The following is a 22,985-nucleotide window of genomic DNA, read 5'->3' on the forward strand; positions in this document are numbered from 1 at the left end:
ACCCATGCGCTTCCGGCACCCCGACGGCTCCGTCGTCCACCTGGCCTACTGCACCAACGTCCATCCCGCGGAGACGCTCGACGGAGTCCTCTCGCAGCTCCGCGACCACTGCGAACCCGTGCGCAAACGGCTGGGCCGGGACCGCCTCGGCATCGGGCTGTGGCTCGCCAAGGACGCCGCGCGCGCCCTCCACACCGATCCGGCCGCCCTGCGCGGGCTGCGCACCGCACTCGACCGCCGCGGCCTCGAGGTCGTCACCCTCAACGGCTTCCCCTACCAGGGCTTCGGCGCCGCCGAGGTCAAGTACCGGGTCTACCGGCCGGACTGGACCGAGCCGGAGCGGCTCGCCTACACCAGCGGCCTCGCCGACCTCCTCGCCGCCCTGCTCCCCGCCGACGTCACCGAAGGATCGATCTCCACCCTCCCGCTCGCCTGGCGCACCCTCTGGGACGAGCGTGCCGCGCGGAGCGCCAGGACCGCCCTCACCACCCTCGCCGGACGGCTCGACGCGCTGGCCGAACTCACCGGCAAGTCCATCAGGATCGCCCTGGAACCCGAACCGGGCTGCATCGTCGAGACCACCGCGGACGCGATAGAGCCCCTCACGGCGATCGCCCACCCCCGCATCGGCGTGTGCGTCGACACCTGCCATCTCGCCACCTCCTTCGAAGAACCCGCCGCCGCGCTGGACGCGCTCACCGCGGCGGGCATCACCATCCCCAAGGTCCAGCTCTCCGCCGCCCTGCACGCCGAACACCCGCACCTGCAGGACGTACGCGACGCGCTCGCCGCCTTCTCCGAACCCCGCTTCCTCCACCAGACGCGCGCCCGCACCGCCGGCGGGTTGCACGGCACCGACGACCTCCACCAGGCGCTCACCGAGGGGCCGCTCCCCACCGGCGCACCCTGGCGCGCCCACTTCCACGTGCCGCTGCACGCACCGCCGGCGCCTCCGCTCACCTCCACCGTCCCCGTCCTGAAGGACGCCCTCGCCCGCCTCGTCGGCGGCCCGTCCCCGCTGACCCACCACCTCGAGGTCGAGACCTACACCTGGCAGGCCCTCCCCGCCGAGCTGCGCCCACGCACCCGGGCCCAGCTCGCCGACGGCATCGCCGCGGAACTCGGTCTGGCCCGCGACCTCCTCCACGACCTCGGCCTGAAGGAACTCCCATGACCGACACCGCCGGGCCGGCCCCCCTCCTCGTCCTCGACGTCGTCGGCCTCACCCCCCGGCTCCTGGACCACATGCCGCATCTGAGGCGGCTCGCGGACAGCGGCTCACAGGCCCCGCTCGGCACCGTCCTGCCCGCGGTGACCTGTGCCGCCCAGTCCACCTTCCTCACGGGTGCGCCGCCCGCCGGGCACGGCATCGTCGGCAACGGCTGGTACCTCCGCGAACTCGGCGACGTCCTGCTGTGGCGCCAGCACAACGGTCTCGTCGCCGGCGACAAGCTGTGGGACGCCGCCCGCCGTGCCCACCCGGGCTACACCGTGGCCAACATCTGCTGGTGGTACGCCATGGGCGCCGACACCGATGTCACGGTCACCCCGCGCCCCGTCTACTACGCGGACGGCCGCAAGGAGCCCGACTGCTACACCCGGCCCCCCGAGCTCCACGACGAGCTCACCGACGCCCTCGGTACCTTCCCCCTCTTCCACTTCTGGGGCCCCGGCGCCGACATCGTCTCCAGCCGCTGGATCATCGACGCCACCCGGCACATCCTGCGCACCCGCACACCCGACCTCGCCCTCTGCTACCTCCCGCACCTCGACTACGACCTGCAGCGGTTCGGTCCGGACGACCCCCGCTCCCGCCGCGCGGCCACCGAGCTGGACGAGGCCCTGGCCCCGCTCCTCGACGACGCACGCCGGGAGGGCCGCACGGTGGTGGCGCTCTCCGAGTACGCGATCACGCCGGTCAGCCGGCCCGTCGACATCAACCGCGAGCTGCGGCGCGCCGGGCTGCTGGAGGTCCACACCCAGGACGGGATGGAGTACCTCGACGCGATGGCCTCCCGCGCGTTCGCGGTCGCCGACCACCAGATCGCCCATGTGTACGTGCGCCGTCCCGAGGACCTCGAAGCCACCCGCAAGGTCCTCGCCACGCTGCCCGGCGTCGCCGAACTCCTCGACGACGAGGGCAAGAAGCGGCACGGTCTGGACCATCCGCGCTCCGGCGAGCTCGTCGCCGTGGCGGACCCGGACGCCTGGTTCACGTACTACTACTGGCTTGACGACGACAGGGCACCCGACTTCGCCCGGCTCGTCGAGATCCATCGCAAACCCGGCTACGACCCCGTCGAACTGTTCATGGACCCCGCGGACCCCTACGTCCGCGTCAAGGCCGCCACCGCACTGGCCCGCAAGAAGCTCGGCATGCGCTACCGCATGGCGGTCGTGCCGCTCGACCCCTCGCCTATTCGCGGCAGCCACGGCCGCCTCCCGGCGAGCGACGAAGAAGGTCCGCTCATCCTCTGCTCCATCCCCCGTGCCGTCGGCGGCCGCGTGGCGGCCACCGAAGTGAAGTCCCTGCTCCTGCGCCTGGCAGGACTCCACTGAACCACACATCACCGACGCCAAGGAGTTATCCACAATGACCAGCTCGCGTCGTAACAGCACCCCCGACCCGGAGCTCAGCCGCAAGCTCAGCAGACGCGGCATGCTGGGCGTCGCCGCCGGAGCCGGCGCCGCCGCGCTGCTCGGCCTGGCCGCCCCCACCGCTGCCGCCGCCCAGAGCAAGGGGCACGGCAAGGGCCACGGCCGCCCGGTCCTGCCTCCCGGCCGCCTCGGCATCCAGCTGTACTCGCTGCGCGACAAGGTCTCCACACTGGGCTTCGCCCCCGTCTTCGCGGAACTCCAGAAGTACGGCTACGACGAGATCGAGTACGCCGGCTACACGCAGGGCTCCGCGGGCGCCATCACCCTCGCCCAGCTGCGCCGGCTCGCCCGCGACCACGGATTGCGCGCCATCGGCAGCCACGTCGGCTACTACAACGACGGCGACCCGAACGCCTACACCTTCGCCCAGAACCTGACGAAGGTCCTCGACGACGCCCAGGCTCTCGGGCTGAAGCACATCGGAACGGCGTCCGGTCCCTGGCGGTACGGCAGCACCGTCGACGGCTGGAAGCGCTGCGCCGAGGAGTTCAACGAGTACGGCGCGGCCGCCAAGGCCCGCGGCATGAAGTTCTACCAGCACAACCACGCGGAGGAGTTCTCCTTCGCCACCGACCGCCCGGGAGTGCGGCTGTACGACGTCCTCCTCGCCGAGACCGACCCCGACCTGGTCTACCTGGAGATGGACATCTACTGGGCCTACGCGGGCCAGTTCCGGTTCTCCAAGCGTGCGGACGGCACCCCCGCCCCCTTCGACCCGCTGCGCTACGTCCTGAAGCAGCCCGACCGCTACCCCCTCTTCCACGTCAAGGACGGTGAGCGCGACGACACCAACGCCGACGGCTACCGCATGGTCGACGTCGGGGACGGGGACATCGACTACCAGCGGTTCATCTCGGCCGTGACGCGCACACACGGCGGCCGCCTCGACCACCACTGGCAGACCGAGCACGACACGCCGCCCGATTCCTTCAGCTTCGCCCGCAGGTCGAGCGCGTACCTGCACTCGCTGCGCGAGAAGGACTGCTGACGCCGTGTCGGTGACGATCTGACGCGCCGTCCGGCATGCCGGAGGGGCCCCGTGCCCGCCGCTCGGGCGGGCCGGGGCCCTTCGTCTTCCCGGGAGAAGCCGGGCTTGCGCGTCGCCGCGACTTCGGGCAGTCCTGCGGCCGCAGCGACGCGCGAGCCCATGACCAGGGACGGAGCGGGTCCCATCCGCTCCGGGCCCGCGGTCGGCTCGGTCGTCCCGGGGGCTGGGTGGCCGCGTTGGCGTACGTTGTCGGTGACGAGGATTCACTCGTCGGGAGGTCCGGACGTGACGGTTCGTGATTACGGTGCGTGGTGGAGTCATTGAGGCCCCGTCGGACCCGTGATCATCAGGAATTCGGCGCTGTGCACGCCGTCCGCAGTCCACCGTTCGCCGCACCTGACGCGGCGTCGCGTGACGGAGCGTGACGGAATTCCGTCGTGCGGCGCGGATGTCCTCGACGCAGGCTCTCCATGTCGGAACCCTGCGGGTATCGCCACGGTGCCCGCCGAGACAGGAGAGTCAGTATGCGCGTTTCCCGTTTTGTGGCCGCTGTCGGTGTGGCCTCTGTCGTTCTGCTGGGTGGTGCCACTGCCGCCGGCGCCGCCACCCCGGACCTCGCCGGCACCAAGGGAACCCACGTCACGGGCGACCACGGCCGCGGCGGCTACGACCGTGGTCACGGTGGGCGCGGCCACCACCGTGACTCCTACCGCTTCGACCGCGGCTTCTTCGGCTCGTACCTCTTCGGGCCCTACCTCTTCGACCCCTTCTTCTTCGGCGGTCGCTTCCACTGACCTCCGGCCGGCCTGAGCGCCCACGCGTGACGGCCGTCGGTCCCCCGGGCCGCCGCCCCCGTACAGGGGCGGCGGCCCCCGTGCGTGCGGGGCGGTGCGCACCGCGGACTCCCATGTGTACGGCGATAACAAGTCAACGTTATCGCTGCTTGCGTTTCCGCCGATAACGTGGCACCGTTATCAGCGGAAGCGGGGCGATGGAAGGAGTCGCCCCCCTCGCGCGATCAGGAGACCGCCATGACCGAGACCACCACCACTCGCCGCGTCGCGATCGTCACGGGCGGCTCCCGCGGCATCGGCCGCGAAGTCGCGCTGCGCCTGGCCGCCGACGGCCAGGCGGTCGTCGTCGCCTACGCCGGCAACCAGGCCGACGCCGACGCGACCGTCACCCAGATCGCCGCCATCGGCGGTTCCGGCCTCGCGGTTCAGGCTGACGTCGCCGACGAGAAGGCGGTCCAGGAGCTCTTCGACGCCGCGGAGCGGGAGTTCGGCGGTGTGGACGTCGTGGTCAACTCGGCCGGCCTCATGATCCTGAACACCGTGGCGGACTTCGACCTCGACGCCCTTGACCGCATGCACCGCACCAACATCCGCGGCACCTTTGTGGTCAACCAGCAGGCCGCCCGCAGGCTCCGCGAGGGCGGCGCCGTGATCAACGTGTCCTCGTCCCAGACCCGGATCGCCACGCCGACCTACGCGGCGTACGCCGCGTCGAAGGGTGCGGTCGAGGCCATCAGCCTGATCCTGGCCCGGGAGCTGCGCGGCCGCGACATCACCGTGAACGCCGTCGCGCCCGGCCCGGTCGCCACCGACCTGTTCCTCAACGGCAAGGACGAGGCGACCATAGACCGGTTCGCGAAGCTGAACCCCCTCGAGCGCCTCGGCTCCCCTCAGGACGTCGCCGAGATCGTCTCCTTCCTGGCCGGCCCCGGTCGCTGGATCAACGGTCAGACGATCTTCGCCAACGGCGGAGCGGCCTGACCCGCCGGCCGTACACCTCCGCGCGACCCCTCCGGGCACCGCACCGCCGGTCCGTCCGCCGGACCGCCGGGTCGTCGACCCGCCCGGCACCCCGCACCTCGACCGCATCCTGCCCCGGCAGATCCACCACCTCGTGCCACCCCACCCCGACCCGGGGCCCGGACGCCACAGCCGCCGGGACCGGTCCCCATCAGCCCAAGGAGATCCGTCATGTCCCCCGTGTCCTCCGTCGTCCTGGTCACCGGTGCGAGCTCCGGATTCGGCGCGCTGGCCGCCCACGCTCTGGCCTCCGCGGGCCACACGGTCTACGCGAGCATGCGCGACATATCCGGCCGCAACGCCGAGCGTGCGGCGCAGGTACGTGAACGGGCCGCCCGCGAGGGCATCGACCTGCGGGTCGTCGAACTCGACGTGCTGTCCCAGGACAGCGCGGACCGCGCCGTCGCCACCGTCCTGAGCGAGGCCGGCCGGCTGGACGTCCTGGTCCACAACGCGGGCCACATGGTGCTCGGCCCCACCGAAGCCTTCACCCCGGAGGAGATGGCCGCGGTCTACGACACCAATGTGCTGGGCACCCAGCGGGTGAACCGCGCCGCACTGCCGCACCTGCGGGCGCAAGGACACGGTCTGCTGCTCTGGGTCGGGTCCAGCAGCACCCGCGGGGGCACCCCGCCCTACCTGGCGCCGTACTTCGCCGCTAAGGCCGCCATGGACGCCGTCGCCGTCAGTTACGCAGCCGAGCTCGCCCGCTTCGGCATCGACACCTCCATCGTCGTCCCCGGCGCCTTCACCTCCGGCACGAACCACTTCGCGAACGCGGGCCACCCCGCCGACACCGGCACCGTCGCGGCCTACGAGACCCGGTACGCGGGCCTGACCGAGCAGGTCGGCCGCGCCCTGGCCGCCATCACCCCGGCTGACGCCGACGTGGCGGAGGTGGCGCGCGAGATCGTCCGCGTCGTCGGGCTCCCCGCCGGCAAGCGGCCGTTCCGCACCCACATCGACCCCGCCGACGACGGCTCGGAGGCCGTCTCCGTGGTCGCCGACCGCATCCGCCAGGACTTCTACCACCGGATCGGCCTGGACGACCTGCTCAGCCCCCGCGCCGAAGCCTGACGGCCCCACAGCCGACCGGCTCAGCAGCCACCCGCCGCGGCCTCCCGGCGCACCGGACCCTTCGGGGGCCGGTGCGCCGGGAGGCACCGAGAAGGAGAACCGTCATGACCACCTCCGAGTTTCCCGAGCTTCCCGAGCCCGTACGGCGCGCCGTCGCCGCGGCGAACGCCCATGACACCGAGGCTTTCCTCGACCAGTTCACCGAGCACGGCGCGGTGGACGACTGGGGCCGCCGCTTCGAGGGCCGTGAAGCGGTCGAGGGATGGAGCGACCGCGAGTTCATCGGCGTCAAGGTCTCCCTGAAGGTCACCGCGGTGACCCGGCGGGGGGACCAGGTGATCGTCTCCGCCCAGGTCGGCGGCGACGGATTCAACGGCCCGTCGGACTTCGCCTTCACCGTCGAGGGCGACAGGGTCGCCCTGATGAGGATCACCGGCTGACAGGCAGGTGCCGGGACACGCGAACGCCCGGTGGGGAACCGTCACATGACGGCTCCCCACCGGGCGTTCTTCTGCAGCGGACCGGCCGCGGCGGCCTGAGCCGCCGCGCGTGGCGGCTCAGGCGGAGTGCGTGATGCGGTCCAGCAGCTCGTTCAGCAGGATGCGTTCACCGGGCGTGAGGATCTCCCCGATCTCGGGGAGCACGGCCTTGAAGGCGACGGTACGGGCGATCGACCGGCGCTCCTCCTCGGCGGCCTCCTCGGGCTCCGCGGTGGTGATGGCGGCGAGTATGGCCTCCCGCGTCCGGGGCGACAGCTCCGGGTCGCGAGCCTCGGGCACCGTGGCGATCAGCGTCAGGACGACCCCGCAGCCGGCCGAGTGGATCATCAGCATGGCGCGTTCCACGTCGACGCTCAGCCGGCCCGCCTCGGCGACCCGGGTCACCAGGCCGCGGAGGACGTTGAAGGACTCCGTCACGGCCGCCGGCTCGGCCCCGGGCCTGGGCTGACCGAACATCAGCTGGTATATCTCCGGGTTGGCCACACCGAACTCGATGTGCAGGTCCCAGCCCCAGCGCAGGTCCTCGACCGGGTCGGTGGCCCGCACCCGGTCGGTCTTGCGGTGCAGGTAGTCGGCGAAGCCCTCCGCCGCGACGGCGTCGAGCAGGCCCTGCATGTCGCCGAACTGCCGGTAGATGGTCGGCGGCTGAACGGCCGCCGCCTTGCTGACCGACCGGGTCGAGACCGCGTCGCGGCCGCCCTCGGCGAGCAGGGCAGCGGCGGCGGACATGATCCGCTCTCGGGTGGTCGCCCTTTCCTCCATGAATCGACGATAACAGAAATTTGTTACCAAGGGAAACTTCTCGGTCGTCAGACCGTGGAGGAGTGGCCGGGTGTGCCGGCCGCCCCTCCACGTCCCGCGTGCCGGGAGGGTCACTTGGCGGGGCCGGAGCCCTCCCCGTGCAGCGCCTCGCGCAGCGCCGTGGTGGCCTCGGCCACCGCCTTCTTGTTGGACTCGGTGCCGCGGAGGGCGTTGAGCATCATGAAGTCGTGCGTGATCTCGGGGTAGTGCGTGAGCTGGACGGGCACACCGGCCTTCCGCAGCTTCTCCGCGTACGCGGTGCCCTCGTCGTGGAGGACGTCGGAGTCCGTGATCATCAGCGCCGGAGGCAGGCCGCGCAGCTCGTCGACCGTGGCGCGCAGCGGGGCGGCCAGCGGGTTCTGCCGGTCCTTGAGGCGGGGGGCGTACGCGTCCCAGAACCACTTCATCGCGGGCTTGGTGAGCCAGCAGTTCTCCGCGAAGCGGTTGTACGAGGCGGTGTCGAAGTTCGCGTCCGTGACCGGGTACAGCATCACCTGGCGGCGGAAGTCGGGTCCGCCGCGCTGCTTGGCCATCATCGCCACGGCGGCGGTCATGTCACCGCCCACGGAGTCGCCGGCGACGGCCAGCCGCGAGGGGTCCACGCCGATCTGGCCGCCGTGGTCGGCGACCCACTTGGCCACGGTGTACGCCTGCTCGATCGGCACGGGGAACTGGGCCTCGGGCGAAGGGGTGTAGTCGACGAAGACCACCGCCGCCTGCGCGCCGTTGGCGAGCTCGCGCACCAGGCGTTCGTGGGTCTTGAAGTTGCCCAGCACCCACCCGCCGCCGTGGATGTAGACGATCCCGGGCAGGTCCCCCTTGGCGCCCTCGGGCCGTACGACGTGCACGGACACCGGGCCGGTCGGTCCGCCGGGCACGGTCCGCTCGCTGATCTGCGCAGGGAGCGTGTCCACCGGGCCCGCCTGCAGCTTGTTCAGCACCTCCCGGGCGGCCGTGTAGGAGAGCGTGTACAGCGGCGGGCCGTCCGCCGCCGCCAGCTGGTCGAGGAAGTCCTGGTCCTGCGGGTCCAGCCGCACCGGCGGGTTGCCGCACGGCACCTTCGGCGCGGGCGTGTCGGCGGGCACCGCGTGGTCGACGCGCAGGACGTTCGTCGCCCTCTCGCCGCAGGCCGTGAGGCCCGCGGCCGCCGCGAGGAGGACTGCGACGGCGTAGCGTGCCTTGCGTCGCGTTATGGACCGGACGTGCGGACAGGTCATTGCGGTCTCCGAACCGTGGTCGGTCGATGGCCCCCACGTGAGCAGCCTGCGGAGGCGGTACGGTCCGGACAACCGGGGATGGGCCGGGGGAGTGGCCCGCGGGCGTCGGCGCCACGCGGCCTCACCGGGCCCGGAGGGTCAGACCACGACGAGGTCCCAGGCGGTCATCGCGTCGGCGAGCCGCAGGTGGGGGGCCGCTTCGGCGAGCCGGCCCTGACGCTCCAGCGTGCGCCCGAGGAGGAGGTGCGCGTGCGCGTCCTGCGGCTCGGCACGCAGGAGGTCGCGCAGCTCCGCCTCGGCCCGCGACAGCTGCGCGGAGAAGTAGTACGACCGGGCCAGCAGCATGCGCACCGCCATGTTGCGGGGTGCCACGTCCACGATGGACGCGAGCGTCCGGGCCGCGGCGGCGTAGCGCTGCCGGTTGAAGAAGAGCACGGCGCGCTTGAACGTCTCCGTGGTCGGACTGCTCATGTCGGTGCCCACTACTGCATCACCTCGGTCGAAGGACGGTCTCCTTGGTATGCCTTCCAACCGGGGCAAGTGTCTGATTTGTTCCACTCCGCCCCTTGATCTGCCGGAATCTTTGTGTGCCCGCCCGATCACCGTACGTGTCGTCCGGAGTCGGATGGGGCCCGGCCGGGTTGCGCGCCTCACCCTCCTGGGGGAACGTGACTTCGAGGCCGCATGGCCGCACGTCCGAGGATCTCCCGCCGTCCTCCGCTCTCCTCCGCTCCCGTTCTCCGCCGCACAGCGGCCCCTCGGGACGCCGGCAACCGCGCCCCCGCATCCCGCGACCCCGCAGCGGCACTCCGGACCGCATCCTCGCCCACGACCGCCACCACCCCCGGCAGCGGCCAGGAAGGCAGAACGACATGCCACTCCTCCGCACCCTCGCCCTGACTGCCGCGTCCGCCGCCCTCGCGACCGTGGTCGCGGCCGCCCCGGCCACGGCCGCCGCCGGCGCCGCGACGGCCCGGGCCGCCCCTGGCGGCGCCGCCCCGACCTACGCCACGGTGCTCGTCACGTGCTTCGGCCGGGGACTGGTGATGCCCCCGGACTTCCTCCTGGCCTGCGGGGACGGGAACGACCGGCTGGGCGGTCTGTACTGGTCGCACTGGGGCAGCGAGTCGGCCGTGGGCACCGGTTACGAGGAAGCCAACGACTGCGATCCGTACTGCGCGGCAGGCCACTTCCACACCTTCCCGGTCAAGATCAGGCTCTCCGAGAGCAAGCCCTGGCCCGAGGACCCGCACCTGCGGCACTTCACCAAGCTCACGATCACCTACCCCGACACCGAACCCTCCTGGCCGCACGACCCGGTCCGCGAGCTGTGGGACTGAGCGGGCGCGCGACGGCGCAGGACACGCCGACGGCCCCCGCGTCGCGGGGGCCGTCGGTCGTTCCTCGATGATCTTCAGTGGATATGGCTCTCAGCGGTAGAAGCCTCCGTAGAAGCCGGTCCCGTAGAAGCCGGGGTAGAAGCCGTAGTAGCCGCCGTAACCGCCATAGCCGCCGTAACCCCCGTAGCCGCCGTAGCCGCCCCAGCCGTAGCCGTTCCCCCAGCCCCAGCCGCCGTGGCCGCCACCGTGGCCGCCACCGTGTCCGCCGCCCCAGCCGCCGCCGTGGTCGACGACGGACTGCGCGGTGGTGGGTGCTGTCTGTGGCGTCGCCGCGCTGGCCGCGGTGGCTCCGGCGAAGGCGAGCAGGGGCGCCACCACGGCGGCGGCGGCGATCCTGCGGATGGTAAGCGTGCGCATGACTCCCCCTTCGGGGATCTGGACTTCGGGTCGCGGTCCGCACGGAGCGGGCCGCCGTCGCGCCGGATCGTGCGCGTGACCCCGGCGCAGATGGGGGTGCGGGCGTCTGGTGCGGACGCACCTCACGGACGTGGAACGCCGGAACAGATATCTGTAGTTGAAGACGTCCCTATATGAACGGTAGGCACGTTTTGTGCCGTCCGTCAAAGGGATCCGACAAAAAGTGCATATTGGTATCTTTTGCTCTACTGTGACGCCCTTTCAACCGTGCGTACCGCATAGGTTCCGTTGCGTCAGCGGCCGCCCAACGGGCCCTCGGACCAAACTGGTTGAGGCCGCGGTGCGACCCCTTCCGCCACGAGTCCCCCGTGACCGCAGGGGCTGATATGGCAAATGCGACAGAAGGGGCAAGTGATGCCAGTGGGGTGTAGGGGAATTTCCCTCCGGAATCCGGAAGAGATGAATCCGCTTCGCTGTCAAGCGCTTCCGCCCCTCCGGCGGCACCGCTGCGTCCCCATGTGGTCACTCCGGGCATCCGTCGCATGTCGCGCAGCTGTTGCGCGTCGGTAACGCTTCAAAATCGCTGGTCGGCGATTTGTTAACACCATTGACATATCCGCGATCGCTGCATACGGTCCTGCGTCGAAGCGCTTCGACGCGTCGCATCGAAACCATTCGATGGACGCCTCACTCGTTCGGCCCAGGTGGAGGTCACTTCAATGTTGAAGGTGCGCAGACCGCTGGCTCTCGCAGCAGCTGCCCTTGCGGGCGCCATGCTCATCACTTCGTGCGGAAGCTCGGACGGGGGTGCGGAGGGCGACGGTAAGACGCTGAAGCTCTGGCACTACGAAGCCCCGAACAGTGCCATGGGCATCGCCTGGAACCAGGCGATAGAGGAGTTCAAGAAGAGCCACCCGGGCGTCAAGGTCGAGTTCGAGGCCAAGGGCTTCGAGCAGATCCAGAAGACCGCCTCGATGGTGCTCAACTCCAGCAACGCCCCTGACCTCATGGAGTACAACAAGGGCAACGCCACGGCCGGCCTGCTGGCCAAGCAGGGCCTGCTGACCGACCTCACCCCGCAGGTCACCAAGTACGGCTGGGACAAGCTGCTCAGCCCCAGCGTCACCACCACCAGCCGCTACGACGCCAAGGGCGTCATGGGCTCCGGCAACTGGTACGGCATCCCGAACTTCGGTGAGTACACGATGGTGTACTACAACAAGGACCTCTTCGCGAAGAACAACGTGAAGGTCCCGACCACGTTCAACGAGTTCGAGCAGGCGCTCGCCGCCTTCAAGGCCAAGGGCATCACCCCGCTCGCCAACGGCGGCGCCGAGTACCCGGCCCACCAGTACCTGTACCAGCTGGCCCTGACCAAGGCCGACCGCAGCTGGGTCGACTCCTTCGAGCTCTACAAGGGCAAGGCGGACTTCCACGACGCCGCCTGGACGTACGCCGCCAACACCCTGTCGGACTGGGTGAAGAAGGGCTACATCGCCAAGACGAGCAGTGGCGCCAAGGCCGAGGACGCCGGCGTCTCCTTCATCGGCGGCAAGTCCCCGATCTTCTTCTCGGGCAGCTGGTGGTACGGCCGCTTCCGTGACGAGAACAAGTTCCAGTGGGGCTCGTTCCTCTTCCCGGAGTCCAAGATGACCCTCGGCTCGGGCGGCAACCTCTGGGTCGTCCCGAAGAACGCCAAGAACAAGCAGCTGGCCTACGACTTCATCGACATCACGATGAAGAAGGGGATCCAGAACACCCTCGGCAACAACGGCGGCGTGCCCGTCGCGGCCGAGCCCTCGGCGATCACCGACCCCAGCTCCAAGGAGCTGATCGAGAACTTCAACAAGGTCTCGGACCAGGACGGTCTCGCCTTCTACCCCGACTGGCCGGTCCCCGGCTTCTACGACGTGCTGGTCTCGGCCACCCAGAAGCTGATCACCGGCAGCGGCACCCCGGACCAGGTCCTGGACGAGCTGCAGAAGGCCTATGACGCGGGTGCGCCCACGTCATGAGTGCCCGACCCCTCCGGCTGCGCAATCCCTACGCGCTGTACTTGATCCCGGGTGTCATCGCCTTCCTGGCCGTCGTGATCGTGCCGTTCGTGATGAACATCTACTTCAGCTTCACGCACTGGCAGGGCGTCGGCTCGCCCACCTGGGCGGGGCTGGAGAACTACCGGGAGCTGATGAAGGACTCGCGGTTCTGGGAGTCCTTCCGGCACAGCGTCGCCATGGTCCTGGCGATGGCGGTGATCCCCACCGCCGTCGGCCTGGTGGTGGCCGCGGCGCTGTTCGACTTCATCGGCAAGCACTTCGGTTCGAAGCTGGCCAGCGTGCTGCGTGCCTGCTTCTACCTCCCGCAGGTCCTGCCCATCACCGTGGCGGGCATCGTCTGGAGCTGGATCCTGGCCCCCGAGAACGGCTCGCTCAACGAGCTGCTGAAGGCGGTCGGCCTGGGCTCGCTCCAGCAGGACTGGCTGGGTGACCCGAAGTTCGCGCTCTACAGCGTGATGGCCGTCATGGTCTGGGTGCAGCTGGGGTTCCCCGTCGTGATCTTCATGGCGGGACTCCAGCGGGTCGATCCCTCGCTCTACGAGGCGGCCGAGCTGGACGGGACGAACTGGTGGCAGCGTTTCTGGCACGTGACGCTGCCCCAGATCCGCCCCGAGATCTACGTGGTGATGCTGTGGTGCACCATCGCGGCCCTCAAGGTCTTCGGCGCGGTCTACGTCCTCACCAAGGGCGGACCCGCCGACTCGACCATCGTCCCGTCCTACTTCTCCTTCTCGACCTTCTTCGAGAAGACCGACGTGGGCTACGGCTCGGCGATCGCGACGGTCCTCACCCTGATCATCCTGGCGCTGACCACGGTCGGCCTGCGCTTCCAGACCCGATCGGAGGACGCACAGTGAAGGCGCTCAAGCGCTACCCCGTGCTGGTGGCCATGATCCTCGGCGCGATCTTCATGGTGCTGCCGCTCCTGATCGTGCTCATCAACGCGCTGAAGTCGCCCGCCGACTACTCCGCGCACGGCCCGCTCTCGCTGCCCCACGGCCTCCACCTGGACGGCCTGACGGACTTCTGGACCCGGGTCAACTTCGGGCACACGCTGATCAACTCGATCGTGATCTCAGGTTCGGTGGCCGTGTTCGGCGTCATCCTCTCGGTGCTGAACGCGTACGCGATCGGCATCGGGAGGATCAAGGGCAAGGCGTACTTCCTCGCCTTCTTCGTGCTGGCCAACGTGCTGCCGCAGGAAGCGCTGGTCTACCCGCTGTACTACCTGTCCAAGCAGGTGGGCCTGTACGACACCAGGCTGAGCCTGATCATCGTCTTCAGCGTCGTGCAGGCGGCGTTCGGCACCTACCTCCTCTCCTCCGTGCTCGGAGCCTTCCCGAAGGAGATCATCGAGGCGGCCAGGATCGACGGCGCCAACAGCTGGCAGATCCTGTGGCGGATGGTGGTCCCGGTCAGCCGGCCCACCCTGGGCGTCCTGCTGGTGTTCTTCTTCATCTGGACCTGGAACGAGTTCCTGCTGCCCCTGGTCATGCTGCCGTCGAACGACAACCAGACCGTCTCGGTCGCGCTCGGCGTGCTCCAGGGTCAGCGTCTGATGGACGCGACGATGACCAACGCGGCCGGCCTGCTCGGCGCGCTGCCCGCGATCGTCTTCTTCCTGCTCTTCCAGCGGACCCTCACCCGCGGCATCGCCGTCGGCGCCGTGAAGTGATCCGCGCCCGGACCACCGTGTCCGTGGCCCTCCACCCGGGCGGATGACCTCCCCGCGTCCCGCCCACGGCTCTGCCTCCCCGCTGCCTCCCCGCTCCGCGGCAGGAGGCAGAGCCGGCCCCACCTGCTCCCACACGTACCGAGAACGCCGGTGGCCGCCCACCGGGAAAGGCATCGACCATGAAGTTCACCAACGGGTACTGGCTGCTGCGCGAAGGCGTCACGGCGGCGTATCCGGCCGAGGTCCTCGATGCCGTCCCGGGCCCCGGAACGTTGCGGGTCCACGCGCCCACCCAGCACATCCGGCACCGCGGCGACCTGCTCAAGGGCCCGCTCGTCACGGTCGACTGCACCGCGCCCATGCCCGGTGTCATCGGTGTGCGCATCACCCACTTCGAGGGCGACGTCGAGACCGGGCCGCACTTCGAGCTGCACCACGAGTCGCACGAGCCCCTCGTGACGGTCGACGAGGAGCAGGCCGTCCTGACCTCCGGCGACCTGAGCGTCCGCTTCCGCCTCGACGGCGAGTGGCGGATGGAGTTCCAGGCCGACGGACGCACCCTCACCAGCAGCGACGTCAAGGCCATGGCGCTGATGGAGACCGCCGAGGGCGAGCACCACGTCCGCGAGCAGCTCCGGCTGGCCGTCGGCACCTCCGTCTACGGGCTCGGCGAGCGCTTCGGCCCGCTGGTCAAGAACGGCCAGACCGTCGACATCTGGAACGCCGACGGCGGCACCAGCAGCGAGCAGTCCTACAAGAACATCCCGTTCTACCTGACCGACGCCGGCTACGGCGTCTTCGTCGACGACCCCGGCAAGGTCTCCTTCGAGGTCGCCTCCGAGCAGGTCTCGCGCGTCCAGTTCAGCGCCGAGCGGCAGCAGCTGCAGTACTACGTCATCCACGGCCCCACGCCGAAGGAGATCCTGCGCAAGTACACCGCGCTCACCGGCCGTCCGGCCCTGCCGCCCGCCTGGTCCTTCGGGCTGTGGCTGACCACGTCGTTCACCACCTCCTACGACGAGCAGACCGTCACCGGATTCGTCGAGGGCATGGCCGAGCGCGACCTGCCGCTGTCGGCCTTCCACTTCGACTGCTTCTGGATGCGCGAGTTCAACTGGTGCGACTTCGAGTGGGACCCGCGCGTCTTCCCCGACCCCGAGGGGATGCTGCGCCGGCTGAAGGAGCGCGACCTCCACATCTGCGTGTGGATCAACCCCTACATAGCCCAGCGCTCACCGCTGTTCGCCGAGGGCAAGGCGGCCGGCTACCTCCTCAAGCGCCCTGACGGCGGCGTGTGGCAGTGGGACCTGTGGCAGCCCGGCATGGCCCTGGTCGACTTCACCAACCCCGACGCCTGCGCCTGGTACGCGTCCAAGCTCGAGGCCCTCCTCGACATGGGCGTCGACTGCTTCAAGACCGACTTCGGCGAGCGCGTGCCCACCGACGTCGCCTGGTTCGACGGCTCCGACCCGGAGCGCATGCACAACTACTACACGCAGCTGTACAACAAGACCGTCTTCGACGTGCTGCGCAAGCACCGCGGCGAGGGCGAGGCCGTGCTCTTCGCGCGCTCGGCCACGGCCGGCGGCCAGCAGTTCCCCGTGCACTGGGGCGGCGACTGCGAGTCCACGTACGAGTCGATGGCCGAGTCGCTGCGCGGCGGCCTGTCGCTCGGCCTGTCCGGCTTCGGCTACTGGAGCCACGACATCGGCGGCTTCGAGGGGCTGCCCGACGCGGGTCTGTTCAAGCGCTGGACCGCCTTCGGCATGCTCTCCTCGCACAGCCGGCTGCACGGTTCCTCGTCCTACCGCGTGCCGTGGCTGTTCGACGAGGAGGCGGTGGACGTCCTCCGCCACTTCACCAAGCTCAAGCTGAGCCTCATGCCCTACCTCTACGGTGCCGCGCACCAGGCGCACACCGAGGGCGTCCCGATGATGCGGGCCATGGTGCTGGAGTTCCCGGACGACCCGGGCTGCGCCTCGCTGGAGCGCCAGTACATGCTCGGCGGGGACCTGCTCGTCGCGCCGGTGTTCTCCGAGGACGGCGAGGTGTCGTACTACGTGCCCGAGGGCACCTGGACCCACTTCACGACCGGCGAGAAGGTCACCGGTCCGCGCTGGGTGCGCGAGACCCACGACTACCTGAGCGTCCCGCTGCTGGCCCGGCCCGGTTCCGCGATCCCGGTCGGCGCGGTCACCGACCGCCCCGACTACGCGTGGGCGGACGACGTCACCGTCCGGGTCTTCGAGCCCGCCGACGGCTCCCGCACCACCGTGCGGATCCCCCGCGAGGACGGCACGGCCGCGGCCGAGATCACCGTCGTGCGCGAGGGCTCCACGCTGCGGGCCGAGACCTCCGACGCGTCGCTCCCGTGGGGCGTCGAGGTGGCCGGCGGAGCCTCCGTGCGTGCGGCGGCCGGTACCGCCGTCCTCACCCTTGAGCTCGCGGGCTCCTGAGGGCGGTCTGCTGCACGCACGTACGGGAAGGGAGTTGCATGGTCAAGATCACTGACGTCGCGCGGCACGCCAACGTGTCGCCGAGCACCGTCAGCTACGCCCTCAGCGGCAAGCGGCCGATCTCCCCGGAGACCCGGCGGCGCATCGAGGACAGCATCCGTGAACTGGGCTACCGGCCGCACGCCGGAGCCCGCTCCCTGGCCAGCAGCAGGTCACGGGTGCTCGGTCTCGTGCTGCCCCTCCGGAAGGGCATCCACGTGCCTGTGGTCATGCAATTCGCCACGTCCGTGCTGACCGCCGCCCGGGAGCACGACCACGATGTCCTCCTCCTCACGCAGAGCGAGGGGGAGGAGGGCATCATCCGGGTCGCCCAGAGCGCCATGGCGGACGCCTTCATCATCATGGACGTCGAGATGGACGACCGCAGGCTGCCGTTGCTGCGCACCATGGACCGGCCGTCCGTGCTGATCGGTTTCCCCTCCGACCCGGCCGGGCTGACCTGCGTCGACCTGGACTTCGCGGGTGCCGGCGAGGCGTGCGTGGAGCACCTCGCCTCGCTCGGCCACCGGACCGTGGCCCTGGTCGGCTCACCCCCCGAGGTCTACGTCCGCGGCACCGGGTTCGCCCGCCGGGTCGCCGCGGGATTCACGGCCGCCGCCGACCGGCTCGGCCTGCGCTCGTCCGTCCACCCCTGCCCGGAGACCCCGGCCGCCGCGCGAGCCATGGCCGAGCAACTGCTGCGCGAACAGCCGGGGCTGTCCGGGATCGTCGTCCACAACGAGCCGATCACCCAGCCCCTGATCGCCGCCTTCCAGGCCATGGGCCTGCGGGTACCGGAGGACCTGTCGGTCGCCGCGATCTGCCCCGACGAGACCGCCGAGCAGGCATCGGTGCCCATCACCTCCGTGTCGATCCCCTCAGCCGAGATCGGCACCCGCGCGGTGGACCTCCTGTTGGCCAAGCTCGCCGGCCGTGACGACGTGCCGGAGACCACCGTGCTCTCCGCGGTCCTGACCCCCCGGGCCACGACCGCCCCGCCGGCGGCCGTGGCCCCGTGACCGGCCCCGTCGCCGTCACTCCGTGCGCAGGCCGTCCGGTCGCATCATGCGGACCAGGGCAGGGAGGCTGAGCGCGGTCACCAGCAGGACGACCGCCGCGCTGACGCCCGTCATGGCGCCCACGTCGGGCCAGTCGACGGTGACGGGCGCACCGACCATGCGGAGCAGCACCGCGCCGAGGGTCAGGCCCACCGCGCACGCGAGGGCGAGGCCGAGGCCGACGGGGAGGGCGGTCTGCCACAGCACCGACAGGCTGAGGGTGCTGCGGCGGGTACCGAAGGCGACCAGGGTGGACAGCAGCTTCTTCCGCTCGCGCAACTGCTCCAGCTGGGAGACGAGCAGGCTCGCGCCGATCAGCAGCAGGACGCAGCAGGCGCCGACGAACAACCCGGTGCGGATCGAGGCGAAGCGCGCGGACTCGGTCCGGGTGACGTAGTCGTGCGCGTCGGCGAGCGGGTCGATCGCGGCCACCGTGTTGCGGACGACCTCGGGCGCGTCCGGGACGGAGCGGTCGATCGAGACGTAGACCCTGCCCGTGACCGTCCCGGCGGCGGACGGGGGGAGCGCCCCGGGGGTGACGAGGACGCCGCCGCGCTTGTAGCCGCTCGGGTCGGCGCGGGTGTGGGCCTGCTTCAGGCCGGACGGCAGGTGCCAGGCGAGTCCGCGTCCTGGCGCGCCGGCGTAGCCCGGGTCCAGGTAGACGACGTGTCCTGGCCTGGCCGTGCGGACGGTGTCGTCGTCGTACTCCCCGTCCCGGACGACGAAGACGTCGCCGTCGCGGCACGCGGAGACCCTCGCCACCACGCGCAGCGCGTCGCAGGTGCCCACGGTCAGTTCGACGTAGCGCTGCGGGTCCTGGGCACGTTCGCCGAGCATCCCCACCGACAGCGGGGTCGCTTCGCGCACGGCGTCGGCCGCGGTGAGCCGCCGGGCGGCGTCCGCGGGGGAGTCGGCGGCCGGGAGGTAGACCTCCATCTGGGCCCGGGAGAAGTCGTTCCCGGTACTGCGGGTGTACGAGCCGTCGACGCCCGCGAAGAGCATCTGGAGCGCGATCGCCCCGGCGACGGCGACGGCGATGCCGTTGACCGTGCGGGCCGCGGTGCCGCTGTTCAGCTGGAGCCTGCGGACCGCGAGCTGCCAGGAGGGAGCGCCGGTGCCGAGCCGGTCGACGGCGGCCTCGACGATCCACGGCAGCAGTGCCGTGACGCCCATCAGCAGCAGGACCGTGCCGCCGACGACCAGCGCCTCGTTGAAGTTCCCTCGGTCGCGGCCCTGTCCGACCATCGGGTACAGGAGGGCGAGCCCGCCGAGCGGCAGCAGCAGGCGCCACCACAGCCGGCGGCGAGGCGGCTTGCTCGCGCGGACGACACCGAGCGGCTCGATGACCACGCCGCGCAGCGCGAGCAGCGTCACGGCCACCGAGGCGGCCGGGACGGCGACGGCGACCAGGGCGGCGAGGGCGGGCGCCGGCGTGAGGTCGCCGGGGAAGACGCTGACGCGGTAGAAGCCGACCTGGCCCGCCAGGGTGCGACCGGCCGCGAACAGCACGGCGCCGACGGCGAGTCCGCACACGGCGCCGGCGAGGGCCTCGCCCGCGGCGACGCGTCGCGTGGTCCCGGCGTCCGCACCGAGCAGGCGCAACGCGGCGAGCCGGCGGTCGCGGCGGTCCCCGCCGAAGCGGACGGCGGCCGCGATGAACACGCCGACCGGCATCAGCAGCGCCACGAAGACGATGAGGACGAGCAGCACGAGGACCGGGTCCGTCGTGCTGCCCTGGTCCACTGAGCCGAAGGCGTGGATGCGCTCGACGCGGACGGTCTGCCCGGCCCCGGCCCCGGCGCCGGCGGGGAGCCCGGAGGTCCCCGCGTAGTAGGCGAGGTCGTCCGGTCCCACCAGCCCGTCCTGCCCGATGGTGCCCGCGATGCGGTACGGCAGGCGCTCGCTCAGCAGCCGGCCCTCCGCAGAGGCGAGCAGCCGCCGCAAGGCGGGGGAGACCACCATCGTCCCGCGCCCGGGCAGCCGGGCGACGCCGGGCGGCAGCGGTGGACGCCGGCCCTCGGGCTGCAGCAGGCGGCCCCGTACCGCCTGGTCGCGGTAGGTGGTGTCGACCGTCGCGATCAGCATGGTGTCGTCGGCCCGGTGCTTGACGACCGAGGTGTACGTCATGTCGTTGCGGGCGCGTTCGCGGTCGTGACGCTGCGTCAGGGCGTTCGGCAGCGCGGCGGTGAGCAGCAGCAGGGCCACTCCCAGGCCGACCCCGACGGCGGTCAGGAGCGTACGCACCCAGCCCTCGCGGCCACCGGTGACGGCGAACCGGACACCCATCGCCAGGTCCTGGATGCGGCTTCGGCGGCTGGTGCCGGGGGCGTCGCCCGAGCTCATGCCACGCGCGCCGTGTCGCGGACCTTCCCGTCACGCACGACGACCTCGCGGTCGGAGTACGCGGCGACCCTCGCCTCGTGGGTGACCAGGACGACCGCCGCGTCGGTCTCACGGGCGGCGGCGCTGAGCAGCTGCATGACGCGTTCGCCGTTGAGGGAGTCCAGCGCTCCGGTGGGTTCGTCGGCGAACAGCACGCGGGGGCCGGTGACCAGGGCACGGGCGACGGCCACCCGCTGTCCCTGCCCGCCGGAGATGGCCCCGGGCCGCTGGCCCGCGACGTCCTCGACCTCCAGCCTGCGCAGCCACTCCAGGCCGGTGCGCGTCGCCTCCTTGCGGGAGGTGCCGCCCAGCCGGAGCGGCAGCGCCACGTTCTCCGCGCAGGTGAGCTCGGGGACGAGCTGCCCGAACTGGAAGACGAAGCCGAACTCGCTGCGCCGCAGGGCGCTGCGCCGGGCGTCGTTCATCGCGGACAGCTCACGACCGCGGTAGGTGATGGTGCCCGCGTCCGGGACGACGATCCCCGCGAGGCAGTGCAGCAGGGTGGACTTGCCGGAGCCGGAGGGGCCCATCACGGCGACGACCTCGCCGGGGCGTATGGAGAAGTCCGCCCCGTCGAGGGCCGGCGTCCGGCCGTAGCTCTTGTGCAGGCCGTCGGCGGTGAGCAGGGGCTCTGCGGGCGTCACGCGCTCACCTCCCGGGCGAGCCCGTCGAGCCGCGCCGCGGTCAGCTCCAGCCAGCGCAGGTCGGCTTCGAGGTGGAACAGGGCGTGGTCGCAGATCAACTGGTCGGCCAGGTCCCCGGTGCGCTTGCGTTCGGTCAGGTCGCGCATCAGCCGCAGGTGCTCGGCACGCTGCACGTCCAGGATGTCGGCCGCGTCGCGCTGGGTGAGCAGCGCGAGGACGACCTTGGTGTAGAGGGTCGACTGCAGGTACGGCTCGGGCTTCTCCGGGGTCGCCAGCCACCGTGCGACGTCGGTGACGCCCGCCTCCGTGATGGCGTACCGCTTCCGCTCGGGGCCCTCGCCGGGCTCTATGGCCTCGACCTCGACCAGGCCGTGCTTCAGCAGCCTCGACATCGTGGAGTAGACCTGCCCGTAGTGCAGCGGCCGGTCGTGGCCGAATCGCTCGTCGAAGGCGCGCTTGAGGTCGTAGCCGTGGCGCGGCCCGGATTCGAGGAGGCCCAGGAGGGTGTGACCGATGGACATGCGCGTCAATATACACATGAGGTATACACGTCATGCAGACGCGATGTCGCGATGGTGTGCAGCTGGGGGCACCCCCGCTATGAATTGCGTGTATACCCCCTGTGTAGAGTCGCGGCCATGCGAACTACCCGGCTCCGAAGCCTCCTGCCCGCCCGACGCGACGCCGCCTCCGCCCGGACCGCCCGCAGATGGGCGGTGCTTCCCGCGGCCGCCCTGGCATTCGCGCTCGCGCTCACCGGTTGCACCCGCGTGGAGACCACCTCCCCGGGCACCGTGCGGCAGGAGGCCGGCAAGACCGGCACCGGCACCTTCGGCAGCGTCGACTGCCGCAAGGCCAAGTGCATCGCGCTCACCTTCGACGCGGGACCGAGCAAGCACACGGCGCAGCTGCTGGACGTCCTCAAGGAGAAGCAGGTGCCCGCCACCTTCTTCCTCCTCGGCAGGAAGCACATCGACCGCTACCCGGACATGGTCAAGCGCATGGCCGCCGAGGGGCACGAGGTCGCCAGCCACACCTGGACGCACAAGATCCTCACGCAGATCGAGCCCGAGGAGGTACGCGAGGAGCTGAGCCGTCCCAACGACGCGATAGAGCGGATCACGGGCCGGCGGCCCACCCTCATGCGCCCGCCGCAGGGACGCACCAACGACACCGTCCAGGGCATCGCCCGTGAGATGGGCCTCTCCGAGGTGCTGTGGAGCGTCACCGCCAAGGACTACGAGACCAACGACCCCGACCTGATCACCAAGCGCGTCCTGGACCAGGCCGACCGCGACGGCATCATCCTGCTCCACGACCTCGTCCCCGGCCCGGCCGCCAAGGGCTACCGGGGCACCCTGCCGGCCGTGCCCGGCATCATCGACGCGCTCAAGAAGCGGGGCTTCACCTTCGTGACCGTTCCGCAGCTGCTCGCCCCCGGCACCCCGCAGCCCGGGGCGGTCTACCGCCCCTGACCGGATCCGAGGGGGACACGGCCGGATGGAGGTGGCCCCGCCGGTGGCTTCGGCGGCACCGTGGATGACCGGAGCAGGGAGCGTGTGGCGGGAGAAAGACATGACGGACACCCACCCTCACAACGGTGACGAGGACGGTGTGGTCTGGCTGGTCGGGCTGCGACACCGCGGCGGCTCGGGGGCGCTGGTCCGCCACTACTACGTGGTGGCCGGGACGATCGCCGGGGTCGACGCGCTGCGCCGCGCCCGCTGGTTCGCGGCACAGCCCACGGAGCGCGTGCTGCGCTGCGACGCGGCGGTCGACGGCACATGGGCCGAGGTGCGCCGGCTCATGCAGGACACCCTCGGCCGGTTCCGTCTCGCGGGCCGGGCGGCCTGAGCGCGCGC

General features: G+C 71.0%; 22 protein-coding genes. 15 read left to right on the forward strand and 7 right to left on the reverse strand.

Annotated elements, in window-relative coordinates:
- Positions 1-4 precede the first annotated feature (4 nt).
- The 7 genes from eboE (at position 5) to PV410_RS14775 (ending at position 6,977) form a co-directional block, all read left to right on the forward strand.
- Complete coding sequence (eboE, locus tag PV410_RS14745) at positions 5-1,174, forward strand: metabolite traffic protein EboE (RefSeq protein WP_500324649.1); 1,170 nt, start codon at positions 5-7, stop codon at positions 1,172-1,174.
- Positions 1,171-2,559 carry an alkaline phosphatase family protein gene (locus tag PV410_RS14750; protein WP_500324650.1) on the forward strand — a complete coding sequence of 463 codons (1,389 nt, stop codon included), beginning with the start codon at positions 1,171-1,173 and terminating at the stop codon, positions 2,557-2,559. Before eboE ends, PV410_RS14750 begins: the two co-directional genes overlap by 4 nt.
- A gap of 34 nt (positions 2,560-2,593) precedes the next feature.
- Positions 2,594-3,646, forward strand: a complete 1,053-nt coding sequence (locus PV410_RS14755; RefSeq protein ID WP_500324652.1) for a sugar phosphate isomerase/epimerase family protein — start codon at positions 2,594-2,596, stop codon at positions 3,644-3,646.
- 557 nt (positions 3,647-4,203) lie between these two features.
- On the forward strand, positions 4,204-4,440 hold the full coding sequence (locus PV410_RS14760) for a hypothetical protein (RefSeq protein WP_500324654.1): 237 nt from the start codon (positions 4,204-4,206) through the stop codon (positions 4,438-4,440).
- A 237-nt stretch (positions 4,441-4,677) separates the two neighbouring features.
- Positions 4,678-5,421: an SDR family oxidoreductase gene (locus PV410_RS14765; protein ID WP_500324655.1), complete on the forward strand. Its 744-nt coding sequence runs from the start codon at positions 4,678-4,680 to the stop codon at positions 5,419-5,421.
- A gap of 210 nt (positions 5,422-5,631) precedes the next feature.
- Positions 5,632-6,537 (forward strand): SDR family NAD(P)-dependent oxidoreductase, encoded by a 906-nt coding sequence (locus tag PV410_RS14770; RefSeq protein ID WP_500324657.1) that lies wholly within the window; start codon positions 5,632-5,634, stop codon positions 6,535-6,537.
- Between the two features lie 104 nt (positions 6,538-6,641).
- Positions 6,642-6,977: a nuclear transport factor 2 family protein gene (locus tag PV410_RS14775; protein WP_500324659.1), complete on the forward strand. Its 336-nt coding sequence runs from the start codon at positions 6,642-6,644 to the stop codon at positions 6,975-6,977.
- Positions 6,978-7,094: 117 nt separating this feature from the next.
- Here the strand turns inward: PV410_RS14775 and PV410_RS14780 are convergent, their stop codons facing one another.
- The 3 genes from PV410_RS14780 to PV410_RS14790 form a co-directional block, all read right to left on the reverse strand.
- The gene (locus tag PV410_RS14780) at positions 7,095-7,799 is read right to left on the reverse strand and encodes a TetR/AcrR family transcriptional regulator (protein ID WP_500324661.1); all 705 of its coding nucleotides are present in this window, start codon (positions 7,797-7,799) and stop codon (positions 7,095-7,097) included.
- A gap of 110 nt (positions 7,800-7,909) precedes the next feature.
- Positions 7,910-9,055, reverse strand: coding sequence for an alpha/beta hydrolase (locus PV410_RS14785; RefSeq protein ID WP_500324662.1), 1,146 nt, complete (start codon positions 9,053-9,055; stop codon positions 7,910-7,912).
- Between the two features lie 138 nt (positions 9,056-9,193).
- Entirely contained in the window at positions 9,194-9,526 is a 333-nt protein-coding gene (locus PV410_RS14790) for a tetratricopeptide repeat protein (RefSeq protein ID WP_179279764.1), read from the reverse strand.
- A 401-nt stretch (positions 9,527-9,927) separates the two neighbouring features.
- On the opposite strand from PV410_RS14790, the gene PV410_RS14795 reads away from it, so the two are divergent.
- A complete protein-coding gene (locus PV410_RS14795; protein ID WP_500324665.1) occupies positions 9,928-10,395 on the forward strand; it encodes a hypothetical protein in 468 nt (155 codons plus the stop codon).
- Between the two features lie 90 nt (positions 10,396-10,485).
- Here the strand turns inward: PV410_RS14795 and PV410_RS14800 are convergent, their stop codons facing one another.
- Positions 10,486-10,812 carry a hypothetical protein gene (locus PV410_RS14800; protein ID WP_500324666.1) on the reverse strand — a complete coding sequence of 109 codons (327 nt, stop codon included), beginning with the start codon at positions 10,810-10,812 and terminating at the stop codon, positions 10,486-10,488.
- Between the two features lie 773 nt (positions 10,813-11,585).
- On the opposite strand from PV410_RS14800, the gene PV410_RS14805 reads away from it, so the two are divergent.
- The 5 genes from PV410_RS14805 (at position 11,586) to PV410_RS14825 (ending at position 18,058) form a co-directional block, all read left to right on the forward strand.
- Positions 11,586-12,827, forward strand: a complete 1,242-nt coding sequence (locus PV410_RS14805; RefSeq protein ID WP_500324668.1) for an ABC transporter substrate-binding protein — start codon at positions 11,586-11,588, stop codon at positions 12,825-12,827.
- Entirely contained in the window at positions 12,824-13,726 is a 903-nt protein-coding gene (locus tag PV410_RS14810; RefSeq protein WP_500324670.1) for a carbohydrate ABC transporter permease, read from the forward strand. Before PV410_RS14805 ends, PV410_RS14810 begins: the two co-directional genes overlap by 4 nt.
- A 32-nt stretch (positions 13,727-13,758) precedes the next feature.
- The gene (locus PV410_RS14815) at positions 13,759-14,544 is read left to right on the forward strand and encodes a carbohydrate ABC transporter permease (RefSeq protein WP_499517024.1); all 786 of its coding nucleotides are present in this window, start codon (positions 13,759-13,761) and stop codon (positions 14,542-14,544) included.
- 179 nt (positions 14,545-14,723) lie between these two features.
- On the forward strand, positions 14,724-17,000 hold the full coding sequence (gene yicI / locus PV410_RS14820; RefSeq protein WP_500324672.1) for an alpha-xylosidase: 2,277 nt from the start codon (positions 14,724-14,726) through the stop codon (positions 16,998-17,000).
- Between the two features lie 38 nt (positions 17,001-17,038).
- Entirely contained in the window at positions 17,039-18,058 is a 1,020-nt protein-coding gene (locus tag PV410_RS14825; protein WP_500324674.1) for a LacI family DNA-binding transcriptional regulator, read from the forward strand.
- A 15-nt stretch (positions 18,059-18,073) separates the two neighbouring features.
- On the opposite strand, the gene PV410_RS14830 is transcribed toward PV410_RS14825, so the two are convergent.
- The 3 genes from PV410_RS14830 to PV410_RS14840 are packed head-to-tail and all read right to left on the reverse strand — an operon-like array spanning position 18,074 to position 21,644.
- Positions 18,074-20,440: an ABC transporter permease gene (locus PV410_RS14830; protein ID WP_500324676.1), complete on the reverse strand. Its 2,367-nt coding sequence runs from the start codon at positions 20,438-20,440 to the stop codon at positions 18,074-18,076.
- Entirely contained in the window at positions 20,437-21,123 is a 687-nt protein-coding gene (locus tag PV410_RS14835) for an ABC transporter ATP-binding protein (protein ID WP_500324678.1), read from the reverse strand. Before PV410_RS14835 ends, PV410_RS14830 begins: the two co-directional genes overlap by 4 nt.
- Positions 21,120-21,644 (reverse strand): PadR family transcriptional regulator, encoded by a 525-nt coding sequence (locus PV410_RS14840; protein WP_500324680.1) that lies wholly within the window; start codon positions 21,642-21,644, stop codon positions 21,120-21,122. Before PV410_RS14840 ends, PV410_RS14835 begins: the two co-directional genes overlap by 4 nt.
- 117 nt (positions 21,645-21,761) lie before the next feature.
- On the opposite strand from PV410_RS14840, the gene PV410_RS14845 reads away from it, so the two are divergent.
- Both PV410_RS14845 and PV410_RS14850 read left to right on the forward strand, forming a co-directional pair.
- A complete protein-coding gene (locus PV410_RS14845; RefSeq protein ID WP_500324681.1) occupies positions 21,762-22,598 on the forward strand; it encodes a polysaccharide deacetylase family protein in 837 nt (278 codons plus the stop codon).
- Between the two features lie 100 nt (positions 22,599-22,698).
- A complete protein-coding gene (locus tag PV410_RS14850) occupies positions 22,699-22,977 on the forward strand; it encodes a hypothetical protein (protein ID WP_500324683.1) in 279 nt (92 codons plus the stop codon).
- Positions 22,978-22,985: the final 8 nt, after the last annotated feature.

The organism is Streptomyces sp. PA03-5A, assembly GCF_033792725.1.
Taxonomy (GTDB): Bacteria; Actinomycetota; Actinomycetes; order Streptomycetales; family Streptomycetaceae; genus Actinacidiphila.

Bases quoted from the DNA above. Each gene is read 5' to 3' on its own strand.
- eboE (WP_500324649.1), top strand. From the start codon at position 5: ATGCGCTTCCGGCACCCCGACGGCTCCGTCGTCCACCTGGCCTACTGC.
- PV410_RS14750 (WP_500324650.1), top strand. From the start codon at position 1,171: ATGACCGACACCGCCGGGCCGGCCCCCCTCCTCGTCCTCGACGTCGTC.
- PV410_RS14755 (WP_500324652.1), top strand. From the start codon at position 2,594: ATGACCAGCTCGCGTCGTAACAGCACCCCCGACCCGGAGCTCAGCCGC.
- PV410_RS14765 (WP_500324655.1), top strand. From the start codon at position 4,678: ATGACCGAGACCACCACCACTCGCCGCGTCGCGATCGTCACGGGCGGC.
- PV410_RS14770 (WP_500324657.1), top strand. From the start codon at position 5,632: ATGTCCCCCGTGTCCTCCGTCGTCCTGGTCACCGGTGCGAGCTCCGGA.
- PV410_RS14775 (WP_500324659.1), top strand. From the start codon at position 6,642: ATGACCACCTCCGAGTTTCCCGAGCTTCCCGAGCCCGTACGGCGCGCC.
- PV410_RS14780 (WP_500324661.1), bottom strand. From the start codon at position 7,799: ATGGAGGAAAGGGCGACCACCCGAGAGCGGATCATGTCCGCCGCCGCT.
- PV410_RS14785 (WP_500324662.1), bottom strand. From the start codon at position 9,055: ATGACCTGTCCGCACGTCCGGTCCATAACGCGACGCAAGGCACGCTAC.
- PV410_RS14790 (WP_179279764.1), bottom strand. From the start codon at position 9,526: ATGAGCAGTCCGACCACGGAGACGTTCAAGCGCGCCGTGCTCTTCTTC.
- PV410_RS14795 (WP_500324665.1), top strand. From the start codon at position 9,928: ATGCCACTCCTCCGCACCCTCGCCCTGACTGCCGCGTCCGCCGCCCTC.
- PV410_RS14800 (WP_500324666.1), bottom strand. From the start codon at position 10,812: ATGCGCACGCTTACCATCCGCAGGATCGCCGCCGCCGCCGTGGTGGCG.
- PV410_RS14805 (WP_500324668.1), top strand. From the start codon at position 11,586: ATGCTCATCACTTCGTGCGGAAGCTCGGACGGGGGTGCGGAGGGCGAC.
- PV410_RS14810 (WP_500324670.1), top strand. From the start codon at position 12,824: ATGAGTGCCCGACCCCTCCGGCTGCGCAATCCCTACGCGCTGTACTTG.
- PV410_RS14815 (WP_499517024.1), top strand. From the start codon at position 13,759: ATGATCCTCGGCGCGATCTTCATGGTGCTGCCGCTCCTGATCGTGCTC.
- yicI (WP_500324672.1), top strand. From the start codon at position 14,724: ATGAAGTTCACCAACGGGTACTGGCTGCTGCGCGAAGGCGTCACGGCG.
- PV410_RS14825 (WP_500324674.1), top strand. From the start codon at position 17,039: ATGGTCAAGATCACTGACGTCGCGCGGCACGCCAACGTGTCGCCGAGC.
- PV410_RS14830 (WP_500324676.1), bottom strand. From the start codon at position 20,440: ATGAGCTCGGGCGACGCCCCCGGCACCAGCCGCCGAAGCCGCATCCAG.
- PV410_RS14840 (WP_500324680.1), bottom strand. From the start codon at position 21,644: ATGTCCATCGGTCACACCCTCCTGGGCCTCCTCGAATCCGGGCCGCGC.
- PV410_RS14845 (WP_500324681.1), top strand. From the start codon at position 21,762: ATGCGAACTACCCGGCTCCGAAGCCTCCTGCCCGCCCGACGCGACGCC.
- PV410_RS14850 (WP_500324683.1), top strand. From the start codon at position 22,699: ATGACGGACACCCACCCTCACAACGGTGACGAGGACGGTGTGGTCTGG.